We start from the raw sequence: 23,364 nt of genomic DNA, 5'->3' as shown, positions 1-23,364 counted from the left end.
CAGCAGCCAATGCTTTTTGCTTATAAAATCTGTGATTACAGCAGTGCACAGCACAACCGGAACCATACCGCAACATACGGCATTCCATGTGCACTCCCCCATCCAATGCACAATCCTACCGTCAATCAACCCAAGGGTTTCGAATCGTTTCGATTTCTTCGGTGTGCCGATACAGCCTATCGAACAACCTCCGGAATACAACAAGGCTGAGCCGTTCTCACGACTCAGCCTTGATTGATAGCTTAATCGATAGTGTCAGCCGACGGTATCCAACAATCTCCATCAACCGATGATTACCGCATGGCTCAGGCCTTCTTCACCTCGACGGCGAGTTCGGCGCCTTCCTTGACTCCCAAGGAGGTGGCGAGCGTCTCGTGGGCGATGAGATCCTTGAACTGCTCAACCTTGGCCACATCGGCAACCGGCACGGTGAGCGTCAGGGCGATACGGTCGGAAATCTCCAGACCAGCGTCCTTACGGGCATCCTGCACAGCGCGGATGGCATCGCGAGCATAGCCTTCGGCCAGCAGATCATCAGTCAGCGCGGTATCGAGAATCACGAAGCCACCAGTCGGCAGTGCTGCGGACACGGAAGCGGCGGCCTCGGCGGCGTTCTCCTCCTCCACGCGGTTGATGAGCTCGTATTCGCCTTCCACCAAAGCGACCTCGCCGTTCGGAGTCTCCACCACCGGAGCGCCGGAGGCATCCACATGCCAGGCACCGGTCTTGGAAGCCTTGATGGCGAACTGCACCTGCTTGCCCAAGCGCGGGCCAGCGGCACGAGCGTTGACCTTGAGCTGGTGCACGATCTTGAGCCCCTGGGAGCCGGCATCCTCCATCGTGCAGAACTCGATGTCCTTCACGTTAAGCTCGGACTTCAGCACCTCTGCATAAGCGCGCACGTCGTCCACGTCCTCGACCACAACGGTGAGCTTGGAGAGCGGCTGGCGCACGCGAATCTGGGAGGCCTTGCGCAGGGACAGGGTGCCGGAGACAACTTCGCGCACCTTCTCCATAGCATTGACCAGCTTCGGATCATCGACCAGCACGCGGCCGAGTTCGGTGGCTTCGCCAGTCTTTTCATCCACAACGAACGGCCAATCGGCCAGGTGCACGGATTCGCCACCGGTGAGGCCGCGCCATACGGATTCGGCTTCCATCGGAGCGAGCGGCGCGAGCACACGCATGAACACCTCAAGCACGGTGTACAGGGTGTTAAACGCGTTCGCGTCCTCGTTCCAGAAGCGGTCACGAGTGTTGCGGATGTACCAGTTGGTCAGCACATCGATGAAGTCGGAGGCTGCATCGCAGGCATCGGAGATGGCGAACTCGTTGAGCGACTTCTCCACCTTCTCAACCAAGCGACGAGTACGGGCCAGCAGGTAACGGTCCATCTCAGGCAAACCGGCGACCTCGTCAGCGGTGAGCTGGCGAGCGTCGAAGCCCTTGCCGCCATTGGCCGCGTTGGCATACAACGTGAAGAAGTAGTAGGAGCTCCACACCGGCAGCATGACCTGGCGAACCGTGTCGCGGATGCCTTCGGCGGTGACGATCAGGTTGCCGCCGCGCAGGATCGGCGAAGACATGAGGAACCAGCGCATGGCGTCGGAACCGTACTTGTCGAACACGCCGTTCACATCCGGGTAGTTACGCAAGTGCTTAGACATCTTCTGGCCATCGGAGCCGAGCACGATGCCGTGGCAGATCACGTTCTTGAATGCCGGACGATCGAACAGTGCGGTGGCCATGACGTGCAGCAGGTAGAACCAGCCACGGGTCTGGCCGATGTATTCGACGATGTAGTCGGCCGGGAAGTGCTGCTCGAACTTCTCCTTGTTCTCGAACGGGTAGTGGAACTGCGCGAACGACATGGATCCGGATTCAAACCAGCAGTCGAGCACATCCGGAATGCGGCGCATCGTGGACTTGCCGGTCGGGTCATCCGGGTTCGGGCGAGTCAGATCATCGATCCACGGACGGTGCATGTTGATGTTGCCGTCCTTGTCGCGCGGGTAGTCGCCGAAATCGTTCTTCAATTCTTCGAGAGAACCGTAGACGTCCACACGCGGGTACTTCGGATCGTCGGAAACCCACACCGGGATCGGGGAGCCCCAGAAACGGTTACGGGAGATGGACCAGTCACGGGCGTTGGCGAGCCACTTGCCGAACTGGCCGTCCTTCACGTTCTCCGGAATCCAGTTGATCTGCTGGTTGAGCTCCAGCAGGCGCGGCTTGATCTTGGTCACGGAAACGAACCAGGAGCTCACCGGCTTGTAGATCAGCGGGGTGGCGCAACGCCAGCAGTGCGGGTAGGAGTGCACGTAGCTCTTCTCCTGGAAGAGGATGGCGCGCTTGTCCTCATCGATCTGGGCGAGCGGGCCGTCACCGGCACGCAGGTTGCGCAAAATCGGCAGGTTGGCGTCGAACACGAACATACCTTCGTATTCCGGGCACTGGGAGGTGAAGCGGCAGCCTGCATCGAGCACGTCGGTGCTCTTGATGCCCTTGGCGTTGAGCGTGTTCATATCGTCTTCGCCGTAAGGTGCCTGGTGCACGAGGCCGGTACCTTCAACGGTGTCGACGTAGTCGGCGGTGAAGATGGTGTAGCCGTTCGGACCGGGCACGTTGCCTTCGGTCTCGGCCTTCTCACCGGCGAAGTATGGGAACACCGGCCAGTAGCGGCGGCCGGCCAGTTCGGAGCCCTTGAGCTCACGCACGACTTCGTAGTTCTCGCCGAGTTCCTTGGTGTAGTGCGGCAGCAGATCCTTGCCGAGGTAGAACTTCTTGCCGGCGAACTTGCCTTCGGTCGGCTGGACTTCCACGTAATCGATGTCGGCGCCGACCACGATGGCGAAGTTGGTGGGCACGGTCCACGGGGTGGTGGTCCAGAAGACGGCGTAGGCATCCTCATCGCGCAGCTTGACGGCCACGGAAACGGTGGTGTCCTGACGATCCTGGTAGACGTCGGCATCCATACGAAGCTCGTGGGCGGAAAGCGGCGTGCGGTCCTTCGGGCAGTACGGCAGCACGCGGTAGCCCTGGTAGGCCAGGCCCTTGTCGTAAAGCTGCTTGAATGCCCACATCACGGATTCCATGTACGGAATGTTCAGGGTCTTGTAGCCGTGCTCGAAGTCCACCCAGCGAGCCTGACGATGCACGTAGTCCTGCCATTCGTGCGTGTACTTCAGAACGGATGCGCGGCAGGCATCGTTGAACTTATCGATGCCCATCTTCTCAATCTGATCGACGGAGTCGATGCCGAGTTCCTTCTGCGCTTCGAGCTCTGCCGGCAGACCGTGGGTATCCCAGCCGAACACGCGGTTGACCTTGCGGCCCTTCATGGTCTGGTAACGCGGAATCACATCCTTGGCGTAGCCGGTCAGCAGGTGGCCATAGTGCGGCAGACCATTGGCGAACGGCGGGCCATCGAAGAACACGAATTCGTTCTGGGAATGGTCGCCGGAAGGGTTACGCTCAACGGACTTCTGGAAGGTATCGTCCTTGTCCCAGTAGTCGAGAACGGTTTCCTCCATGTGGGGGAAGCTGGGGTTCGGCGCCACGTGTGCGGTTTCTCCGCCCTCGTTCGCCTTGGGATATACGTTTTCGCTCACCGTAAATCTCCTAGTAATACTGTGTTGGTCCTTACAGGAGACCGCTCAAAAGATTTCCGGGAGTCGCCATGCGTTGATTCCGTGCGCCGCAGCCGGATCATCGTCTGCCTCGCAGTCGGAAACTTCGCTTGTTTCTCCCAGTAATGACTTCCCAGCAGTCATTCCTGTCTACGAGGACGATGGCAAGCGCACTTTGCGCGCCCGCACCGCGGTACCACCTCGCTTATCGCCGCAGTCATCGTGATGAATCAGGTCACCCCAGCTCATCGCAGACAATCGCGCGATCGCTTGTGTTCGGCTGTCTCGGGCCGATCCCGTCGGTTCTACTGAGCGATTTCGACTAGGCAATCAAGCCAGAACCGCCGTTCTTCCGAAGACTCCCCGCTGATAACGGATCAACGCCTAACAACGGTGCACATCGTAGCACGGCACAACGCCAAATGCGCATACCCCTAGCGCCCTGCGCGACGACAATCACATTGTGTTCCCGCCGATCAGTGCGCCGCCACCGTGCCGCGAGCCTGATAGCGGGAGGGAAGTAGTTCCACATGCCCCACATCGTTGCGTTTGCTTTGCAGCACTTCCATCATGAGGTCCACCGCGCGAGAGCAAGTCTCTTTCGGCATCATTGGCATTTCGTCAACACGTCTGGGCAATGAACCCAGCCCATAGGTGCATGCGGCCAGAACGGAAACATCCTCAGGAACCTTAAGCCCACGGGCTTGCAATGCCGCCAGCAGATTGGTGATGTGCACGGCATTGGTTTGGCATATGATCAGCGAAATCCCCGGTTCTTCGGATAATGCCTCATCCAGCATCAGATTCACATCATCGCGGCTATAGCCTGTGGAGGGTTTGAACAGCACCGATACGCCCAGATCGTCGCCTTTTTTGGTGGCGGTGTCGCGGAATCGCACCAGATAGTTCGAGCCGTCATCATATGCAGTGCCTTCCGTGCCAACAATCAGCACATGCCGATGTCCCAGGGCATACGCGCGTTCCATGGCCTCGCGGCCCATGCGTTCAAAGTCCAAATCCACCGAGTAAATGCCATCGGAATTACTGGGATATCCCACAGCCACCACCGGCAGGTTCAAGGTTTTGGCCACATCGGCGCGCGCATCGCACATCGCCACGTCGAGCAGCAGAATGCCATCGACCATGCCGCTGGAGGCAACGCGGGTCAGCTCCTGATCCCCGTATTCATGCATCAGCAGCAGAATGTCATAACCGTAGCGCTTGGCGCGCATGGCCAGCGAGAAGAAGAACACCGCGTAGTTGGAGTAGTCCGTGTATTCGTGCAGCGGCGAGCTCAACGCCAGCACTTTGGTGGGCTCTCCGCGCAGGAACCGCGCCTGTGCGTTCGGCATGTAGCCAAGTTGACGGGCGGCCTCAAGCACCCTCTTCTTGGTGGCTTCGCCAATCGAGCGTTTGCCACTCATCACATACGACACCGTGCTGATCGAAACGCCTGCCAGCGCGGCAACATCCTTGATGCCCGCCATGGTATGTCCCTTCATCGATAGCCAATCGAAACGTTTCTATTAGTCTAGGCGCGCACCGGCGAAAATGACAACTTCAGAACACGATGGCGGATACCACTGCCAGCGAGCACAGGGAGAACAATGTGCTCACCAGCACGAATCCCACCGCATATTCGGGCATATTATCCTTGCGGCCGGTAAACATGGCGATGGTCGTCATGGTCGGCAGGCCAGCGATCACGGTGATCATCAGCATCATGTCATGCGTGATCGGTACGGCGAACGGCAGTGCAGCCACAACAGCGGTGAGCAGCGCATAGAAGGCCAGCGGGAATGCGATCATCTTCGCTACAAGACCCACATAGAGTTCGTAGCGTTTCAGCACCTTCCACCAGCGGGTCAAGGCGAATAGACCGCCCAAGTAAATCAGCGACATTGGAGTCGCCATATTGCCGATGGTATGCAGCGGTTTCAAGATGATATCCGGCACTCTGGCACCCAACAGAATCAGTGCGAGCGCAATCATCACACCGATGAACGCAGGGTTCACGAATCGACGCAACAGAGCAATCACCCGCGAGCCGATAGCGGGGCGCGCCTTGCCATATGATGCACCCGCCGCTGCAAGCTCCGCCGCATCGCCGTCAGCCTGCTCCCGCACCGGCTCGCATAGCCAGACACCATATGTCCACAGCAGCGCCTGATCCACAACGGACATCAGCGCCACGTAAATCGCGCCTTCCTTGGGAAACAGTGCCATAATCAGCGGAATGCCAATGAATCCGGCGTTACCGAAAATCAAGGATGCTTGGAAAATATGACTTCTGGAGCCACGCAGCCGCAGCACGTGAGCCAGCGCCCAGAATACGAGAACCAACAGTCCATACATGACTGCAGTAAGCAGCATCACACCCCAGTTGGCCTCCAGATGCGAGCGGTCGGTGCCGTCCACCGCATTGGAGAACACCAGCACTGGAATCAGCACGTTGAGCAGCAGCGAACACATGCCGTCCAACGCAACCTTGCCGTAGAAGCGCAGGCGTACGCAGCCGTAGCCCACCATCAGCATGATGAAGAAACCGACCAGCTGGCCGATCATTACGCCAAATTGTCCCATTCCGCTCTCTCCTACCCCGCAAATACCGTTAGCCGCGATTCTGTGCGAGGAACCGCCGCAGAATATACCTCATGAACGGCACGGTGGTGATGAACGTCAGCACATCGGAGACCGTTTGCGCCACTTCCACTCCTGTGATGCCCATGAAATACGGCAGAATCAGTACGACCGGCGCCAGATACAAGCCGGTGCGGCAGACTGCCAGGAATGAGGCGATGCCGGTTTTGCCCAATGTCTGGCTGATCATATTGCCCATCATGTTCACGCCGTTCAGCGCCACCGATAGGCATTGGAAGTGCAGTGCGGCAACACCTACCGCCACCACGGCCGGATCGGAGCGGAAAATCTCCACCAGTTGCGGCGCAGTCACCCAAATCAGCGCGCCCAACACCACCAGCACTACGGTCGAGAGCTTGACGCAGAACCAGAAGCCTTCGCGCACGCGCGCGAACTTGCCGGCACCATAGTTGTAGCCGCATACCGGCTGGAATCCTTGGCCGAGGCCAACGATCACCGAATTGACGCCGAGCATAATGCGCATCACGATGGCCATGCCGGCGATGGCCGCGTCGCCGAACGGATTGGCCGCGATGTTCACGCACGTGGTGGCTATCGAACCTGCGCTTTGGCGAATCAGCGAGGGCAGACCACCGCCCAAAATCTCACGCAACAGCAACGGATCCGGCTTGAAGTTGCGCAGCGAAAGCTTCAGCACGCCGAATTTCGCGCTCATCACCACCAGGATTACGAAGCTCACCGTCTGGCAGATGCCGGTGGCGAGACCGGCACCAAAAATGCCCATATCGAGCACGAAAATGAACAATGGCGCAAGCAGGAAGTTCAGCAGTGAACCGGTGACCAGCCCGATCATGCCGTAGGCGGACTGCCCTTGGTAGCGCAGCAGTCCATTCAGCGCGAACGACCCGCACACGCAGGGCGCGGCCACCAGAATCGGTGTCAGGTATTGCACGGCGTACGGCGCAATGGTGGTAGTAGACCCCAGCAGCATGACCAGTGGCCGCAAAGTGGCGAGGCAGATGATGGCCACAAGCAGACCGAAGCTGAACGCCGCTACAAATCCAATGGCCAGCAGTTTGGACGCGCGGTCGATGTCGCGTTTGCCGAGCTCGCGGCTGAGCGAATTGCCGGCACCTTGGCCGCAGAAGAAACCCAGCGCCTGCAGCACGGTCATGATGGAGAAGGCTATGCCAATCGCGCCCGACTGTGAGGTGCCCAGCTGACCGATGAAGAATGTATCGGTCAGATTGTAGGCGGTAGTCACCAGGTTGGAGACGACCGCCGGCACGCTCAGCGTCAGAATCAGCGAGGGAATCGGCTGTTCGGTCATCTGATGGTACTTTGCGTCCGCACTTGCGCGTTTGATGCCATGTACCTGATTCACGCCGGTTATCCTACTCCCCTGCCGCGCCTAAGCTCGCTTATCCGCCCGCCATGCGAGGCACATGTTGCACCCCAGCGCACGTTGAGATAGTGGCCGGTAACGCTTGCCGAATCGGCTGCGATTTGTTCCGGAGTACCGGCGGCTACGATGCGTCCGCCGGCTTCACCGCCGCCTGGCCCCAGGTCAATCACCCAGTCGGCATTGGCGATGACGTCCAGATCATGTTCGATGACGACCACCGTGGCGCCGCTTGCCACCAACCGGTCGAATACGCCGAGCAGCACTTCGACATCCAGCGGATGCAAGCCGATGGTCGGCTCGTCGAACACGAACACGGCATCGGATTGCGCACGACCCATTTCGCTGGCGAGTTTCAATCGTTGCGCCTCGCCGCCAGACAAGGCTGGTGTCGGCTCGCCCAAAGTGAGGTAGCCAAGGCCGAGATCATGCAACGTAGTCAGGCGGGCATGCACTTTGCGCATGTCAGCGGTTACAGCCAAGGCTTCGTCCACGCTCATGGCCATTAGCTGTGGCAATGTCAGCGAATGCGGCGCATTGTGCACATCCGCGGCTGAATCATTGCGATTATCCTCCGCCGTAGTACCGTCCGCGTGCTTCCGTCCGGTTGTTGCTTTCGGCACAGCGACTGGCCGGTGGATGCACTCGGCTTCCGGCGCATACCGCGAACCTTGGCAGTCGGGGCATGCGATGGTCACGTCTGGCAGGAACTGCACATCAAGTGATATTGCCCCGGTGCCATCGCAGGTGGGGCAACGTAGTCGGCCGGTGTTATAGGAGAAGTCGCCTGCTTTGTAACCTGCTGCTTTGGCTTCCTCACAGCGCGCGAAGGCACGACGGAGCTCATCATGGATGCCTGCATAGGTGGCCACAGTGGAGCGTACGTTGGCTCCGATGGGCGTGGCATCAATCAGGTTCGCACGGGTTATGCCATCCGCCTGGAGAGCGCGCACATGCGCCGGCAATGCTTCACCGGCGGATACGGCTTGCAATGCTGGAATCAGCGACTCCAATACCATTGTGGTTTTGCCGGATCCGGAGACGCCGGTGATGGCCACTAATCGTCCGCGCGGAATATCCACGGTCAGCGGCTTGACCGTGTGCAATGGGCCGGTTTCCATATGAATGCGACCATTGGCGAACATGGATTCAGTGATTCGCGCACGAATCCGCTGCTGTCCATCTGCCGCCAAGAACGGTGCGATACGACTGCTCGCACTGTGCGCGACCTGCTCAATCGTGCCTTGCGCAATCACATGACCGCCGTCGGCACCGGCGACAGGCCCCATTTCGATGAGATGGTCGGCGGCTTTGAGCACGCGCACATCATGGTCGACTACGACCACGGAATTGCCGTCCTCAACCAGATCATGCATGACACCAATCAGACCGTCCACATTCGCCGGATGCAGACCGATGGAGGGTTCGTCGAGCACATAAAGCACGCCAGTGGTGCGATTGCGTACGGCTCGCGCCAATTGCACACGCTGCCGTTCGCCGGTGGACAATGTGGAGCCAGCGCGATCCAACGCAAGATAGCCGAGGCCGAGTTCAAGCAATCGTTTCGCCACGTCGAGGAAGGATTCGCAGATGTTCGTGGCCATCGGACGCATGTCAACAGGCAAGGATTCCGGCACGCTCTTCACCCAAGCGACTGCATCATCCAAGGTCTTGGCAGCGGCTTGCGCCAGATTGATACCACAAATCTCAGGTGCGCGAGCGGCAGCACTCAGTCTGGTACCGCCGCAGTCATGGCATGGCTTTTCCTCGAGGAAACGAGCCACACGCTTCAATCCTTGCTCGTCCTTGGCTTTGGCGAGCGCATTCTGAACCGTGTACACCGCGTTGTAGTAGGTGAAGTCCAGTTCGGCGAAATCGTCGCCTTTCTTTGGCCGGTACAGAATATGCTTTTTGACTGCCGGACCATTGAACACGATATCCCGCTCTTCCGGCGTCAGTTCCTTGAACGGCACGTTGGTGCGCACGCCCATCGCTCCGCACACCTGCTTCATCAGATCCCACATCAGGGATCCCCATGGCAGTACTGCGCCGTCATCGATGCTTTTCGACTCATCCGGTACCAATGCCGCGCGATTGACTTCGCGCACAATGCCGGTGCCGGAACAGGTCGGGCAGGCGCCGGCCGAATTGAATGCCAATGATTCCGCGCCCGGCGCGTGGAAAGTTTTGCCACAGCTGGCGCAGGTGATTGGCAGTTCGGCGGCAACGTTCAGCGTGGGCTGTTGGCGGGCGCCGCAATACGGGCAGACGTGCGAGGCGCAACGGGAGAAGAGTAGGCGCAGGCTGTTGAGCAGTTCGGTCATCGTGCCGAACGTGGAGCGAATACCGGGGACTGCCGGCCTCTGGTGCAGGGCCAGTGCGGCGGGCACGTGCAGTACTTCATCCACTTGGGCGCGGGATGCCTGGGTCAGTCGCCGGCGCGTATAGGTGGATAGGGCTTCCAGGTATCGCCGGGAGCCTTCCGCGTACAGCACGCCTAAGGCCAGGGAGCTTTTGCCTGAGCCGGATACGCCGGCGATGCCGACCAATTCGCCCAGTGGCACATTGACATCGATGTTCTTGAGGTTATGCACGCGAGCGCCGCGTATTTCGATTGCCGTTGGCTTCTGCTGCCGCTCCTGTGTCATGTTTGCCCTTCCCCCATGCAAGGCTTTAGTATACATGCGCGTACAGGTCATATGACGCATAAGCCGGCAGGTCATAGGTTTCGATGGAAAACGCCTTTGCGCTTCCCTTGGCGGGTTTGGGAACGCTGGTGTTGCGTCCATACACAATCCGCCCTTGCTTGTCGCGCAGTACCAGCGTCACGTTGATGTCTTCGGTGTACACGCCCTTACCGTTGTCGTCATCGTGTTCGCTCATCACTTCCCCGCTGAATGTCGTGCCGCCAAAATCAACATTGCGCTTCTTGGTATTGCGAACAGTAAACGACTCCGCGCCTCCGGTATCCAGCAGATCATCCGTAGACGGCTTCTCAACGGTGAATTCCACACTCGCCGGTTTCTCGCCGTCACCGGACTGCCCGGCAAAATACGCGGTCTCCCCGGCATAGACGATGGCGAACACCTGTGTGTCCGAGAACATCACCGAACCATCGGCGCTTTTGCCGGTGATGGTAACCCGCGGGAACTGTATGGCATGTTCCGTATCAGTATTGCGCAGCGCAACCGCATATTCCACGTATCCGTTGGGTGCCGACCAGCCGGACTCGGACAGTTCCAGAGGATTGTGCTGTACCGTATCGTTGCCGCCGTCGGCGCGCGAAGCGCCCGAGGAAGAATCATTCTGCCCTGTGCCATCATTGGTACCGTTCTCCGTCGACTGCGCGCTCGAATCCGTTGACGAAACCGCGGCGTTTTTGTGATGCTGCCAGAGCACATAGCCGCCAATGCCGCCGGCAATCAGAAGCACTATTGCCAGCACCGCAGCAATCCACATCATCAGCCGCGAGCGCTTGCGTTGCACTGAACCGCCGGCTTCCGCGCCCGATCTACTTCCGTTGCCATATGTGCCAGTTGCAGCGCCCGGCAGCACAGTATCCGCGGAACTGAGCAGCTGATGCAATGCCGCCGCATCCCGCGGCCTGGCGCTGGGTTCGAATGCGCACGCCTGCTCGACAATCGCACGCATCCTGGGCTCGACCACATCGGCATCCGTCAGCAGTCGCTCATAGTGCGCCTTGTCCGACGGCTGCACGCCGGTGAGTAGAAATCCCAATACACAACCGATGGCATACACATCGCTGCGCGCATCGGTGGCCGCAAAACCGTACTGTTCCGGTGCCGCATACCCCCAAGTGCCAAGCGTGGTCGTATCATGCGTACGCTGGGCAGTACCATCAGTGCCCTGATGTTCGCGCGCGATGCCGAAATCAATCACGTGCACGCCGTCGGATGCCATGATGATATTCGCCGGGGTGATATCTCGGTGAACAATGCCGCTGCGGTGCAATTCGCCGACCGCTTCGCACAGTTCGCCGGCAATACGGCTGGCTGCAGTGGCGGAGAGCCGCCCACGCTCAGCCATGTATTGTTCCAATGTGATGCCTTGCACGTAGTCGTAAACCACTACGAACCAGTCCGGCAGTTCGTATGTGGCTTCGATATGCGGCAGTCGGGGAGAATGGCATTCGGCGATGGCGGACCATAGGCGGCGACGTGCGAATGGCAGCGGAATCTTCTTGCGCACGAACGGCCCGGTGCCGTCAAGAGTCACCAGCTCGGTGACGCCGTATGGACCGCTGGCCAGCACGCGTTCCACATGGTAGGCGTCGTCAAGCATCATGGCATGCATCGTTTGCATATCATCCATGATGGTTTCCTCTCCCCCATGTCACCATGTTCCAGTATTCGCTGGCATGCCGCCGCTCCTGCCGCGAGGTTGCGGACACCTCGCATGCTTTCCTCTATGCTAGTCCACACTCAGCAGGGTCGGCTCGCCGAACCGGTGCAGTTCATCATCCGTGGCGACGCGATCGAATCCTTGTTGTATGCACCAGATGATGATGGCATCACGCCGCTGACGGCACCATAGTTCAGATACGCCGGCGAAGCGCAGCACACGCTGGGTTTCGCGCACATCGCAGTTGAGCCCGAATGCCAGCATGATGGCATGATCGCGCCCGGGCTTGCTTTTGCCGGCGAAAATGTCATACACCACGGCGGCGTTCAAACCGGATGACCGTGCTACTTCAGCGCGTTTCAGGCCGTGACGATTCAGCAGAAACTGGAGGTAGTCCACCAATTCGCGGTCCTTGACCTTCTCCTCGCTCAGATAGGTGTCAATGCTGTCGCTGGCGAGGAGACGATCCAATAGTTCTTCGGTCAGGATTTTCTCGCCTGACGTGCCATTCGTTCTCATGATTCCCTTTATACCGCCGTCTTGCAGTCGAACAAGGGCATCGGCCGGCCTAATTATCGGAAATTCAGTTGACAACTGAATTATTCAGTGCCGAACTGAGGAATAATGCTTGCTTCCGCGCAAGAATCTCCTACGAGATAAGTGGGTTTTGATTGGAAAGGAGAGAAGAACGATGACCAATCAATCCGATCAGCCGACCACGCCGATGCCAACAACTCCGGCACAGCAGCCGAGTACGCAGCCCATTGTGCAGCTGAATGGACAGGCTGGCGCACAGCCGAGTGCGCAGCCGAGCCCGGTCACCACACCAATCGTGTACCCGAATGCAACAGCCGGTGACTCTGCGGGCGTGCCAGCCGGCGGCCCCGGTGTTCCCACGAACGGTCCTGCACCTGTCCAGCAGCCGCAAGCGCATAAAAAAACCTCGAAGTTGGCGATTTTCGCCATTATCGTGGATGTGCTGTTCCTGCTAACCACCGTTATCGGCCTGAACTCCTGGGGCATGCTGGTGTTCTTCGCCGTACTGCCAGTATTGCTCTCCGGCTTCTCCCTGTATGTCACTCGCAAGGATGGCAAAGTGCAGGGCCGTGTGCTTGCCTGGGTTGCGGTCGGCCTTGCCGTAGTCGGATTGATTGTCGGCAGCATTGGCGTGGTGCGCGCCGGAGCGAAGAGCGAGGCTGATGACGCAGCATTCAAGGAATCCATGAAGGTAACATGCGAGGCATACAGCTGGCCGTCCTCCGATCTGGTCGCTCAGCTGCCACAGCCGCAGGCCACCAAGGGGAAGATCAACACCGAAAGCTCCAGCCTGTTCTCCATTTCCGTATGCGATACCGATGCCGCACAGTACGAGGCATACGTGAAGTCACTGCAAGAGAAGGGCTTTACCGTCGAATATTCCAAGAGTGAGGACGCCTTCACCGCGAAGAACGAAGCCGGCTACCGTGTGCATGCCTCGGTAAACGAGTACAACACCAATGTGATGGACGTGTCCATCTACCCGCCTCAAGATTCCTCTTCGGACTCTTCGACCGATGACTCCGCCAACACGGATTCGAATTCCTCGGATGGCTCCTCGACGGATTCCTCCACGAGCACGGACTCCAATGCGTCCACCGGCACGTCCGACAGCGACTTCAAAGCCGCAATGGACAGCTACGAGAAGACCATGAACGACTACGTTGACTTCATGAACAAGTACAACTCCGAAGGCAAGCCGGTATCCATGCTGGTGGATTACACCAAGTGGATGAAGCAGTACAACGATACGATGCAGAAGTTCGATGCGCTGAACGATGGCTCCTTGACCGACGAGGAGCTGCAGTACTACATCGAAGTGCAAACTCGAGTCAATGAGAAGCTCAGCACCGTTCAGTAGCGTTGCCTCATCATACAGTCAATGACCTGAATGGAAGTCTGACGTATAAAGTAAAGGTTCCTGTGATAGTCCGTCACAGGAACCTTTACTTATTCCTTATGGGATAAACCCTTGCCGCACACCCGTATGGTGGTGTTGTATGGTGGTGTTTCCAGAAGCGAATCAGCGACTTGATGACCTTGCGCTGATCCATGGCTTCATAAGCCTGCTGAATATGATCAAGATCGAATTCGGCGGTAAACACACGACCAGGATTGATTTCGCCCTTCACCACCGCGTCCAGCAGGCCGGACTGCAAATCATAATGACGCACGGGAGCTGGGCCGCCCTTAATGCCGATGTTGCCGTAGAACGTGCCCTCGGCGCTAATCTCCACATCATGTGGCAGACCAACACGGCCGATTACGCCGCCACGGCGAATGAGTCCGATGGCCGTATCGAAGGACTGCTTAGAGCCCACGCATTCGAGCACGGCGTCCGCACCGTAACCGCCAGTCATTTCCAGAACCTTATCGATGGCAGCCTGATCGCGTTCCGCCACGATATCCGTGGCACCGAACTCGCGGGCAACCGCGGCGCGATCCTCATGGCGGCTCATCGCGATAATACGCTTGGCACCGAGCATATGCGCGGACAGCACACCGCACAGACCCACTGCGCCATCGCCCATCACCACAGCGGTATCCCCTGGCTTGACTTCGGCGGAAACCGCGGCATGGTAGCCAGTGGACATTACATCGGCGATAGTAAGCAGTGAGGCGAGCGTGGCGTCATCATAATCCTCAGGCGAGCCAGGCACCTTGACCACAGTGCCATCGGCTTCCGGCACACGCACATATTCGGCTTGGCTGGCACCAAAGTAGCCACCGTGAGGGCACACGGACTCGAAACCGGCCTTGCACACCGGGCACTTGCCGCAGCTATATGGGAACGGCAGCACCACGAAATCTCCCGGCTGTACGGAGGTGACCGCGGAACCGACCTCTTCGACTACGCCAATCGACTCATGACCGATTTGTGCATGCTCAGGATGCGGGCTCAGCCCACGGAAGTACCACAGATCAGAACCGCAGACGCAAGCGCGTACTACGCGCACCAGTGCATCGTCATCCTGCTCGATGCGTGCCTTAGGCACTTCTTCCACAGCCATCTGGCCTGGCTTCACGAAAATTGCCGCCTTCATGGTTTCGCTCATTGTTGCTCCTTATCATCATCAACGATGGTTCCTATTGAACAACTATTCGGTAGCAATATCCAATACCCATAACCCATATGCAGCTATGCCTAAACCTTATGCTTCGTGCTAGCGGTATTCATATGGGCGCAACAACAAAACAATCCCCTCCGAGGAAACTCGGAGGGGATTGTTATAACGCTAGTTCAAGCGTAGATTCTTGCGTGATTCAGGGAATCAGGCGAGGATCTTGGTCACACGACCGGAGCCAACGGTGTGGCCGCCTTCACGCACTGCGAAGGTCAGGCCTTCCTCCATTGCGATGGGCTGAATCAGCTCAACGGTGAAGGTAGCGTGGTCGCCCGGCTGAACCATCTCGACGCCTTCCGGCAGCTCGATGACGCCGGTGACGTCGGTGGTACGGAAGTAGAACTGCGGACGGTAGTTGGAGAAGAACGGCGAGTGACGGCCGCCTTCGTCCTTGGTCAGCACGTAGACTTCGCCCTCGAACTTGGTGTGCGGGGTAACGGAGCCCGGCTTGGCCACAACCTGGCCACGCTCGACATCGTCACGGCCGAGACCACGCAGCAGCAGACCGGTGTTGTCGCCAGCCTCGCAGGCGTCCATGGTCTTGTGGAAGGTCTCGATGGAGGTGACGGTGGTCTGCTGGGTCGGACGGATACCAACGATCTCGACCGGGGTGTTGACGGCCAGCTGGCCACGCTCGACACGACCGGTGACAACGGTACCACGGCCGGAGATGGTGAAGACGTCCTCGATCGGCATCAGGAACGGCTTGTCCAGGTCGTGAACCGGGGTCGGGATGTACTCGTCGACAGCGTCCATGAGCTTCTTGATCTGCTCAACCCACTTCTCGTGGTCCGGAGCGTCATCGTGCAGAGCGCCGTAAGCGGAGACGCGGATGATCGGGCAGTCGCGATCGAAGCCGTTCTCGTCGAGGAGGTCACGGACCTCTTCCTCAACGAGCTCGATGAGCTCTTCGTCCTCGACCATATCGCACTTGTTCAGAGCGACGAGAATCTTCGGAACGCCCACCTGACGAGCGAGCAGCACGTGCTCGCGAGTCTGAGCCATCGGGCCGTCGGTGGCGGCCACAACGAGGATAGCGCCATCCATCTGGGCAGCACCGGTGATCATGTTCTTCACGAAGTCGGCGTGGCCCGGGCAGTCGACGTGAGCGTAGTGACGCTTAGCGGTCTGGTACTCGATGTGGGCGATGTTGATGGTGATACCGCGGGCGGCCTCTTCCGGAGCGGAATCGATCTGGTTGAAGTCGTACTCCGGGTTGACATCCGGGAACTCCTCGTGCAGCACCTTGGAGATGGCGGCAGTCAGGGTAGTCTTACCGTGATCGACGTGGCCGATGGTACCAATGTTAACGTGCGGCTTAGTACGCTCGTACTTTTCCTTTGCCATTACTCTTGTCCTCCTGGACGTCTCGTGAGTTTCCTACACACTTTCGCGTAGGCACTCGCTCTATTCTACTGGGTTTCTGGGTTATGTGCCACTTTGAAGAGCCAGAACCCAGTCAGCGGTACACGATAATACCGCTGACTGGAGACACTGGCTAGCTTCAGCTAGTGGCGCGTGTCACTCGCCGCGCTGGGCCTTGATGATCTCTTCGGCGACGCTCTTCGGGACCTCGTCGTAGGAGTCCATCTCCATGGTGAACATGGCGCGGCCCTGGGTCTTGGAGCGCAGATCGCCGATGTAGCCGAACATCTCGGACAGCGGGACCTTGGCGTCGATGACCTTGACGCCGATGGCGTCGGTCATGGACTGGATGTTGCCACGACGCTGGTTCAGATCGCCGATGACTTCGCCCATGTACTCTTCCGGAGTACGGACCTCGACCTTCATGATCGGCTCGAGGATGACCGGCTTAGCCTTCGGAGCAGCTTCCTTGAAGCACATGGAACCTGCAAGCTTGAAGGCCATTTCGGAGGAATCGACCGGGTGCATCTGACCGTCGGTGACGGTGGCCTTGACGCCCACAACCGGGAAGCCGGCGAGAATACCGGATTCCATGGCTTCCTTGACGCCAGCCTCGATGGACGGGATGAATTCCTGGGAGATGTGGCCACCGGTGACGGCGTTCTCGAACTCGAAGGTCTTGCCTTCGGTGGTGTCGAGCGGCTCGAAGTTCATCAGGACCTTTGCGAACTGGCCGGAACCACCAGTCTGCTTCTTGTGGGTGTAGCCCTGGTCCATGACGGCCTTGCGGATGGTCTCGCGGTATGCAACCTGCGGCTTGCCCTGGTTGCACTCCACCTTGAACTCACGACGCATACGGTCGACGATGATGTCGAGCTGGAGCTCGCCCATACCTGCGATCAGGGTCTGGCCGGACTCTTCGTCGGTGGTGACCTGGAAGGTCGGATCCTCTTCAGCCAGCTTGGCCAGAGCGATGCCCATCTTCTCCTGATCAGCCTTGGTCTTCGGCTCGACGGCAACCTGGATCACCGGATCCGGGAAGGTCATGGAGTCGAGGGTGATCGGCTCATCGATGGCGCACAGGGTGTCACCGGTGGTGACGTTCTTCAGGCCAACGAAGGTGTAGATGTTGCCGGCATCGGCCACATCCATCGGGTTCTCCTTATCGGCGTGCATCTGGAAGATCTTGCCGATACGTTCCTTCTTCTCGCGGGTGGAGTCGAGCACGGTGTCGCCAGGCTTGACGGAACCGGAGTAGACACGCACGAACACGAGCTTGCCGTAGAACGGGTGGGTGGAGATCTTGAAGACCAGAGCGGAGAACGGATCGGTCTTGGTCGGCTTGCGGTCGATCTCGACGGACTCGTCGCCCGGCTTGTAGCCCTTGATTGCCGGCACGTCTTCAGGAGACGGCAGGTAATCGACAACGGCGTCCAGCATCGGCTGCACACCCTTGTCCTTGAAGGCGGAGCCGCAGAAGACCGGGAAGGCCTTGCGGTCGATGGTCAGCTGACGGATGCCGGCGCGGATCTCTTCCTTGGACAGCTCGCCTTCCTCGAAGAACTTGTTCATGAGGTCGTCGTTGGCTTCGGCAGCGGCTTCCACGAGCTTCTCGTGGTATTCCTCAGCCTTGTCCTTGAGATCGTCCGGGATCTCAGTGGTGTCGTACTTGGCGCCGAGGCCTTCGGTGCCGTTCCAGACGTAGGCCTGCATCTCAACCAGGTCGACAACGCCGGAGAAGTCGTTCTCAGCGCCGATCGGCAGCTGCATCACGATCGGGTTGGCACCCAGCTTCTGCTTGATGGTGTCGACGGAGTAGTAGAAGTTGGCGCCCAGCTTATCCATCTTGTTGATGAAGCAGATACGCGGAACGCTGTACTTGTCGGCCTGACGCCACACGGTCTCAGACTGCGGCTCCACACCTTCCTTGCCGTCGAACACGGCAACGGCACCATCGAGCACGCGCAGGGAGCGCTCCACCTCGGCCGTGAAGTCCACGTGGCCAGGGGTATCGATGATGTTGATCTGGAACTTGTCCTTGGTATCGTGAGTCTGACGGTTCCAGAAGCAGGTGGTTGCAGCGGACTGAATGGTGATGCCGCGCTCCTGCTCCTGAGCCATGAAGTCCATGGTGGCAGCGCCATCGTGGACCTCACCGATCTTGTAGCTCTTACCGGTGTAGAACAGAATTCGCTCGGTAGTGGTGGTCTTACCGGCATCGATGTGAGCCATGATGCCGATATTGCGGACGTCGTGAAGGTCCGAAATCTCTTGAGCCATCGTTATTCCTTATTCTCCTGGAATGAATTACCAGCGGTAATGAGCGAAGGCCTTGTTGGCCTCTGCCATCTTATGAGTATCCTCGCGACGCTTGACAGAAGCACCGAGGCCGTTGGAAGCATCCAGAATCTCGTTGGCGAGACGCTCGGCCATGGTCTTCTCGCGACGGGCGCGGGAGAAGTCGGTCAGCCAGCGCAGAGACAGGGTGTTAGCGCGGTTCGGCTTGACCTCGACCGGCACCTGGTAGGTAGCGCCACCGACACGGCGGGAGCGAACCTCGAGGGACGGACGGATGTTGTCCAGGGCGCGCTTGAGAACAGCGACCGGCTCCTGGTCGGACTTCTCCTTGATCATGTCGAGAGCGGAGTACACGATGTCCTCGGCGATCGACTTCTTGCCGTCAAGCAGAATCTTGTTGATGAGCTGCGCCACCACGGTGGAACCGTAGATCGGATCGGGCAGCACGACGTGCTTCTTGGAAGGTCCCTTACGTGACATATCTCTTACTTCGCCTTCTTTGCTCCATACAGGGAACGACCCTGCTTACGGTCCTTGACGCCCTGGGTATCGAGTGCACCACGCACGATGTGGTAACGCACACCCGGCAGATCCTTCACACGGCCGCCGCGCACGAGCACGATGGAGTGCTCCTGCAGGTTGTGGCCTTCGCCCGGAATGTAGGCGGTGACTTCGATGCCGGAGGACAGGCGCACACGGGCAACCTTACGCAGAGCCGAGTTCGGCTTCTTCGGGGTGGTGGTGTAGACACGGGTGCACACGCCGCGACGCAGCGGGCTTCCCTTCAGTGCCAAAGTCTTGGACTTCTTCGGCTTTGCCTGACGTCCCTTACGGACGAGCTGTTCAATAGTAGGCAACTTGAATTCTCCGATTCAGTGGTTTCTCTTACTTTCGTGTGACCGCCGCACTGCGCCCACACTTTTCACTGAATCGTTCTTGCGCTGAGTAGTCTCACGCTTGACGAATAGTCAAAAGTTAGCCCAGTCCACCGGCCCGATGGCCTTCCCGCCTCCCGCGTTCGCATTACTGCGTGCGATCATCGGCGTGAAGGATATCCCAGCGCGCACACCTGTTACATAAGGCATGCCGTTGGCACACACGAATATCTATATTACGAATTCCCCGGACAACGACGCGCCGGCACAAAGTTCCACCAGACGGCAGATGCCCCCGAGGAGACTATGTCACTCGGGGGCACCGCCAAGGAGGAAACACCATGCACCTAACTAGCTATCACCTAATGTTGTTGTTGCCTATTGGGTTCTTTTGTTATGGAAATCATCTGCGGAACCGGCTACCTTGCCGTTTACCTTGATCGCTTTCCGCAATCCCAAGTATAGCAAAACCGCTCCTGCAAAACGCCCGATACATCAATCGGGAGTAAGCAGGAGCGGTTGTAGTCAGTGGTTCTGAAACGTGCAGCTAATCCGTTTCAGACCAGTACCGAATCAGGCCTCGGTCTTGGCAACAGCCTTGTCGGCATCGAAGGCATGCACGGAATCGGCGTCCTTAGCGGAGCCCTTCTCACCGTTATCGGAATCCCAGTGAATCTCGTGCTTGTCATCGTGGTTACGCCACCAGCTGGAGAGGATGGAGCCGGAGATGTTGTGCCACACGGAGAAGAAGGTGGACGGCACAGCGGCGATCGGGTTGGAAGCGAAGGAAGCCAGAGCCAGGGTTGCACCCAGTGCGGAGTCCTGCATACCAACCTCGAAGGTGATGGCCTTCTGCTGAGCGTAACGGAAGCCCTTCGGGTAGATCTTGTACATCAGCTTGGAGAAGCCGAAGCCCAGAGCGTAGCCGGAGAGGTTGTGCAGCATGACCACCGGGATGGCCATGAGGGAGGAGGCCACGAACAGCTTCGGGCCGTTGGCGGCAACCACAACGCCGATGATCAGGAGGATGGCCACCTGGGAGACGATCGGCAGGGCCACGGTGACCTTTTCAATCTTCTTACCGAAGATCATATGGCAGATCACACCAAGGGCGATCGGGAAGAGCACCACCTTGACGGCGTTGAGGAACAGGGACTCGACCGGCACGGTGACGTACTGGGAGGCCAGCCACTGCATCAGCAGCGGGATCATGAACGGAGCGCACAGGGTGGAGAGGATGCCGATGGAGACGTCCAGAGCCACGTCACCGCGGGACAGGTAGCTCATCACGTTGGAGGAAGTACCGGACGGGCAGCAGCCAACCAGGATCACGCCGACGGCCAGAGCGCCATCGAGGCGGAAGATCCAGCACAGCAGCACAGCGATAAGCGGCATGATGACGAAGTGGGCGATGGTGCCGACGATGACCATCAGCGGCTGGGTGAGGATGCGCTTGAAGTCATCCAGAGACAGGGTAAGACCCATGCCGAAGAGCACGATGCCCAGCATGTAGCCGGTGTACGGCTTGCCCCACAGGCTGGCCTGCGGCACAAAGTAGTTAAACACGGCCCACACGATCACGATGACCGTGAACCACTTGGTCAGCCAATCGGCGAACGCTTTAACCTTTTCCATAGTGTTTCTCTCTCTCGTTTGGAAATGTCAAGGTAAGAAACTAGGCCAGAGGCGACGTAGACGAAACATTGTGTTCACATTGTGGGCGCGGTCACATTGCCGCAAGCAGCCCGCGCAATCGCATCATGTATCACTCATGAAACATTCAGCTACCGCACAGTACAATCAATCGAGACGCAGCATCACCCATTTCTTCCGTTTACCGCTTCACCGACTCGTTTCGACTGCACGTGCAATATGGGTCACCGCCCGGAGCCGGCACTTCGTGCATCAGCACAGATTCATCGCAGCTCTCCCACCCCTAGCGCGACACGCCGATGTTTACCACCCGCAAGATTCGTGTATAGTATCCATCTGTTGCGCAAAAGCAGTGAGCGATTGTGCTTCGATGGTGGCCATAGCTCAGTTGGTAGAGCATCTGATTGTGGTTCAGAAGGTCGCGCGTTCGAGCCGCGTTGGCCACCCCATTACCCCTCCGAGAAATCGGAGGGGTTTTTCGTTCTCAGCCGCGGAATTCCTCCGTTTCCGAGCTTCGGACCTTCGATCACGCAAATTGAGGGAGCCCTTCCTGCGCCAACGCAAATGCATGGTGCAAGGTCCATTGTTCCACTGCTAGTTGCACGTATATCGCACGCGAATCGCACGCACTGGGCATATGCAGGGCACGTGCGCCAGAAAAACCGCTCGTCGCATCGCGACGCTTATCCAAATCCTCACTATGTATGCGGTCCAACGAAGGTGCCGCATACATAGCGCCGGTTCATGTGGTCAAACCCTCACTATGTATGCGGCTGGACGGAAGCCTCGCATACATAGCGCCGTTTCGCACGGTCAAACCCTCACTATGTATGCGACCTCATGGTTATCCCGCATACATAGCGCCGTTTCGGCCGACTCAGAGCGTCATACAGCTCTGTATCAAATGAACCAGCGTTGTAGACTCGAGGCTATTGCTGTACGAAGCCCAATCCAGAGGATGAATGATGCTGTCTTTTGAGAATGATTACTCCCGCGTAGCGCACCCCGCCGTGCTTGATGCTGTAGTGCGCGCCAACGAGCACCTGTATTCCGGCTACGGATCCGATGAACTAACCGCGCAGGCCAAGGATAAGATCCGAGAAGCCTGCGACTGCCCGGATGCCGATGTGTGGTTCCTCGTGGGCGGTACGCAAACCAATCAGGTGGTGATTGATACGATTACCCCTGCTTATGCCGGTGTAGTAACGGTGACTTCCGGCCATCCGAACGTGCATGAGGCCGGCGCCATCGAATTCAGCGGGCATAAAGTGCTCACACTCCCCCATCACAACGGCAAGATGGACGCCAACGAACTCGATGAGTTCTGCAAGACCTTCTACGCGGACGGCAATTACGAGCACATGGTCTTCCCCGGCTGCGTCTATGTGTCGCAGAGCACCGAATACGGCACCATATACACCAAGGCTGAGCTGGAAGCGCTTGCCAAGGTGGCACATCAGTATGACATGCCCTTATTTGTAGACGGCGCGCGCCTCGGCTATGCACTGACCGCCACCGGCAGCGACCTCACACTGCCTGATTTGGCCCGCATTGCAGACGTGTTCTACATCGGCGGCACCAAGGTTGGCGCGCTGTTCGGCGAGGCTGTAGTGTTCACCAAGCACAACACGCCAAAGCATTTCCTCACCCAGATCAAGCAGCATGGCGCATTGCTGGCCAAGGGCTTTGTGCTGGGAGCACAGTTCGATGCGCTGTTTACCGATGACCTCTACTTCAACATCGCGCGTAACGCCAATATCGCCGCCGACCGTATTCGCGAAGCGTTGAAATCCAAGGGCTACCAGCTCACGTTCGAGGCCCCGACCAATCAGATTTTCGTGACCCTCGATCAGCCGACCATCGATCGCCTGGCTCAGCACGTCAAGCTCGGGTTCACCGAAAAGGCCGACGATACCCACACGGTGATGCGTATCTGCACGAGCTGGGCCACTACCGACGAGGAAGTCAATCAGCTGATCGAACTGCTGTAAAACCAGCTGTAAAACTAGCTGCCGCTC

The 23,364-nt window shown here is 58.5% G+C and carries 15 protein-coding genes and 1 tRNA gene; 3 read left to right on the top strand and 13 right to left on the bottom strand.

The window, feature by feature from the left end; translation table 11 throughout:
• Positions 1-305 precede the first annotated feature (305 nt).
• The 7 genes from ileS to JS530_RS03850 all read right to left on the bottom strand — a co-directional run bounded on the left by ileS (position 306) and on the right by JS530_RS03850 (position 12,513).
• Entirely contained in the window at positions 306-3,611 is a 3,306-nt protein-coding gene (gene ileS, locus JS530_RS03880) for a mupirocin-resistant isoleucine--tRNA ligase (RefSeq protein ID WP_214375882.1), read from the bottom strand.
• A gap of 494 nt (positions 3,612-4,105) precedes the next feature.
• Complete coding sequence (locus tag JS530_RS03875; protein WP_214375881.1) at positions 4,106-5,116, bottom strand: LacI family DNA-binding transcriptional regulator; 1,011 nt, start codon at positions 5,114-5,116, stop codon at positions 4,106-4,108.
• A 73-nt stretch (positions 5,117-5,189) separates the two neighbouring features.
• On the bottom strand, positions 5,190-6,212 hold the full coding sequence (locus tag JS530_RS03870) for an AEC family transporter (RefSeq protein WP_214375880.1): 1,023 nt from the start codon (positions 6,210-6,212) through the stop codon (positions 5,190-5,192).
• A 28-nt stretch (positions 6,213-6,240) separates the two neighbouring features.
• Positions 6,241-7,560, bottom strand: a complete 1,320-nt coding sequence (locus JS530_RS03865) for an MATE family efflux transporter (RefSeq protein WP_217625438.1) — start codon at positions 7,558-7,560, stop codon at positions 6,241-6,243.
• 59 nt (positions 7,561-7,619) lie between these two features.
• Positions 7,620-10,280, bottom strand: a complete 2,661-nt coding sequence (locus JS530_RS03860; protein WP_214375878.1) for an excinuclease ABC subunit UvrA — start codon at positions 10,278-10,280, stop codon at positions 7,620-7,622.
• 25 nt (positions 10,281-10,305) lie between these two features.
• Positions 10,306-11,964: a serine/threonine protein kinase gene (locus JS530_RS03855; RefSeq protein ID WP_240541079.1), complete on the bottom strand. Its 1,659-nt coding sequence runs from the start codon at positions 11,962-11,964 to the stop codon at positions 10,306-10,308.
• 99 nt (positions 11,965-12,063) lie between these two features.
• Positions 12,064-12,513 carry a helix-turn-helix domain-containing protein gene (locus JS530_RS03850; RefSeq protein ID WP_214375877.1) on the bottom strand — a complete coding sequence of 150 codons (450 nt, stop codon included), beginning with the start codon at positions 12,511-12,513 and terminating at the stop codon, positions 12,064-12,066.
• A gap of 172 nt (positions 12,514-12,685) precedes the next feature.
• Here JS530_RS03850 and JS530_RS03845 point away from each other — a divergent pair, with 172 nt between their 5' ends.
• A complete protein-coding gene (locus tag JS530_RS03845) occupies positions 12,686-13,891 on the top strand; it encodes a DUF6591 domain-containing protein (RefSeq protein WP_214375876.1) in 1,206 nt (401 codons plus the stop codon).
• 85 nt (positions 13,892-13,976) lie between these two features.
• On the opposite strand, the gene JS530_RS03840 is transcribed toward JS530_RS03845, so the two are convergent.
• The 6 genes from JS530_RS03840 to JS530_RS03815 all read right to left on the bottom strand — a co-directional run bounded on the left by JS530_RS03840 (position 13,977) and on the right by JS530_RS03815 (position 21,328).
• Complete coding sequence (locus tag JS530_RS03840; RefSeq protein WP_214375875.1) at positions 13,977-15,086, bottom strand: zinc-dependent alcohol dehydrogenase family protein; 1,110 nt, start codon at positions 15,084-15,086, stop codon at positions 13,977-13,979.
• A gap of 216 nt (positions 15,087-15,302) precedes the next feature.
• Complete coding sequence (tuf, locus tag JS530_RS03835) at positions 15,303-16,502, bottom strand: elongation factor Tu (protein WP_214375874.1); 1,200 nt, start codon at positions 16,500-16,502, stop codon at positions 15,303-15,305.
• Positions 16,503-16,676: 174 nt separating this feature from the next.
• Positions 16,677-18,800 (bottom strand): elongation factor G, encoded by a 2,124-nt coding sequence (fusA, locus tag JS530_RS03830; protein ID WP_214375873.1) that lies wholly within the window; start codon positions 18,798-18,800, stop codon positions 16,677-16,679.
• A gap of 27 nt (positions 18,801-18,827) precedes the next feature.
• Complete coding sequence (rpsG, locus tag JS530_RS03825) at positions 18,828-19,298, bottom strand: 30S ribosomal protein S7 (protein WP_214375872.1); 471 nt, start codon at positions 19,296-19,298, stop codon at positions 18,828-18,830.
• A gap of 5 nt (positions 19,299-19,303) precedes the next feature.
• Complete coding sequence (gene rpsL / locus JS530_RS03820) at positions 19,304-19,675, bottom strand: 30S ribosomal protein S12 (RefSeq protein WP_003813881.1); 372 nt, start codon at positions 19,673-19,675, stop codon at positions 19,304-19,306.
• Between the two features lie 591 nt (positions 19,676-20,266).
• Positions 20,267-21,328, bottom strand: a complete 1,062-nt coding sequence (locus JS530_RS03815; RefSeq protein ID WP_214375871.1) for a bile acid:sodium symporter family protein — start codon at positions 21,326-21,328, stop codon at positions 20,267-20,269.
• Between the two features lie 391 nt (positions 21,329-21,719).
• Here JS530_RS03815 and JS530_RS03810 point away from each other — a divergent pair.
• Positions 21,720-21,795, top strand: a tRNA-His gene (locus JS530_RS03810).
• Between the two features lie 516 nt (positions 21,796-22,311).
• Positions 22,312-23,337 carry a threonine aldolase family protein gene (locus JS530_RS03805; RefSeq protein ID WP_214376042.1) on the top strand — a complete coding sequence of 342 codons (1,026 nt, stop codon included), beginning with the start codon at positions 22,312-22,314 and terminating at the stop codon, positions 23,335-23,337.
• Positions 23,338-23,364 lie beyond the last annotated feature (27 nt).

The organism is Bifidobacterium colobi, from assembly GCF_018555455.1.
GTDB lineage: Bacteria > Actinomycetota > Actinomycetes > Actinomycetales > Bifidobacteriaceae > Bifidobacterium > Bifidobacterium colobi.
The sequence above is the reverse complement of the archived record's forward strand: the minus strand, read 5'-3'. Positions and strand labels throughout refer to the sequence as shown.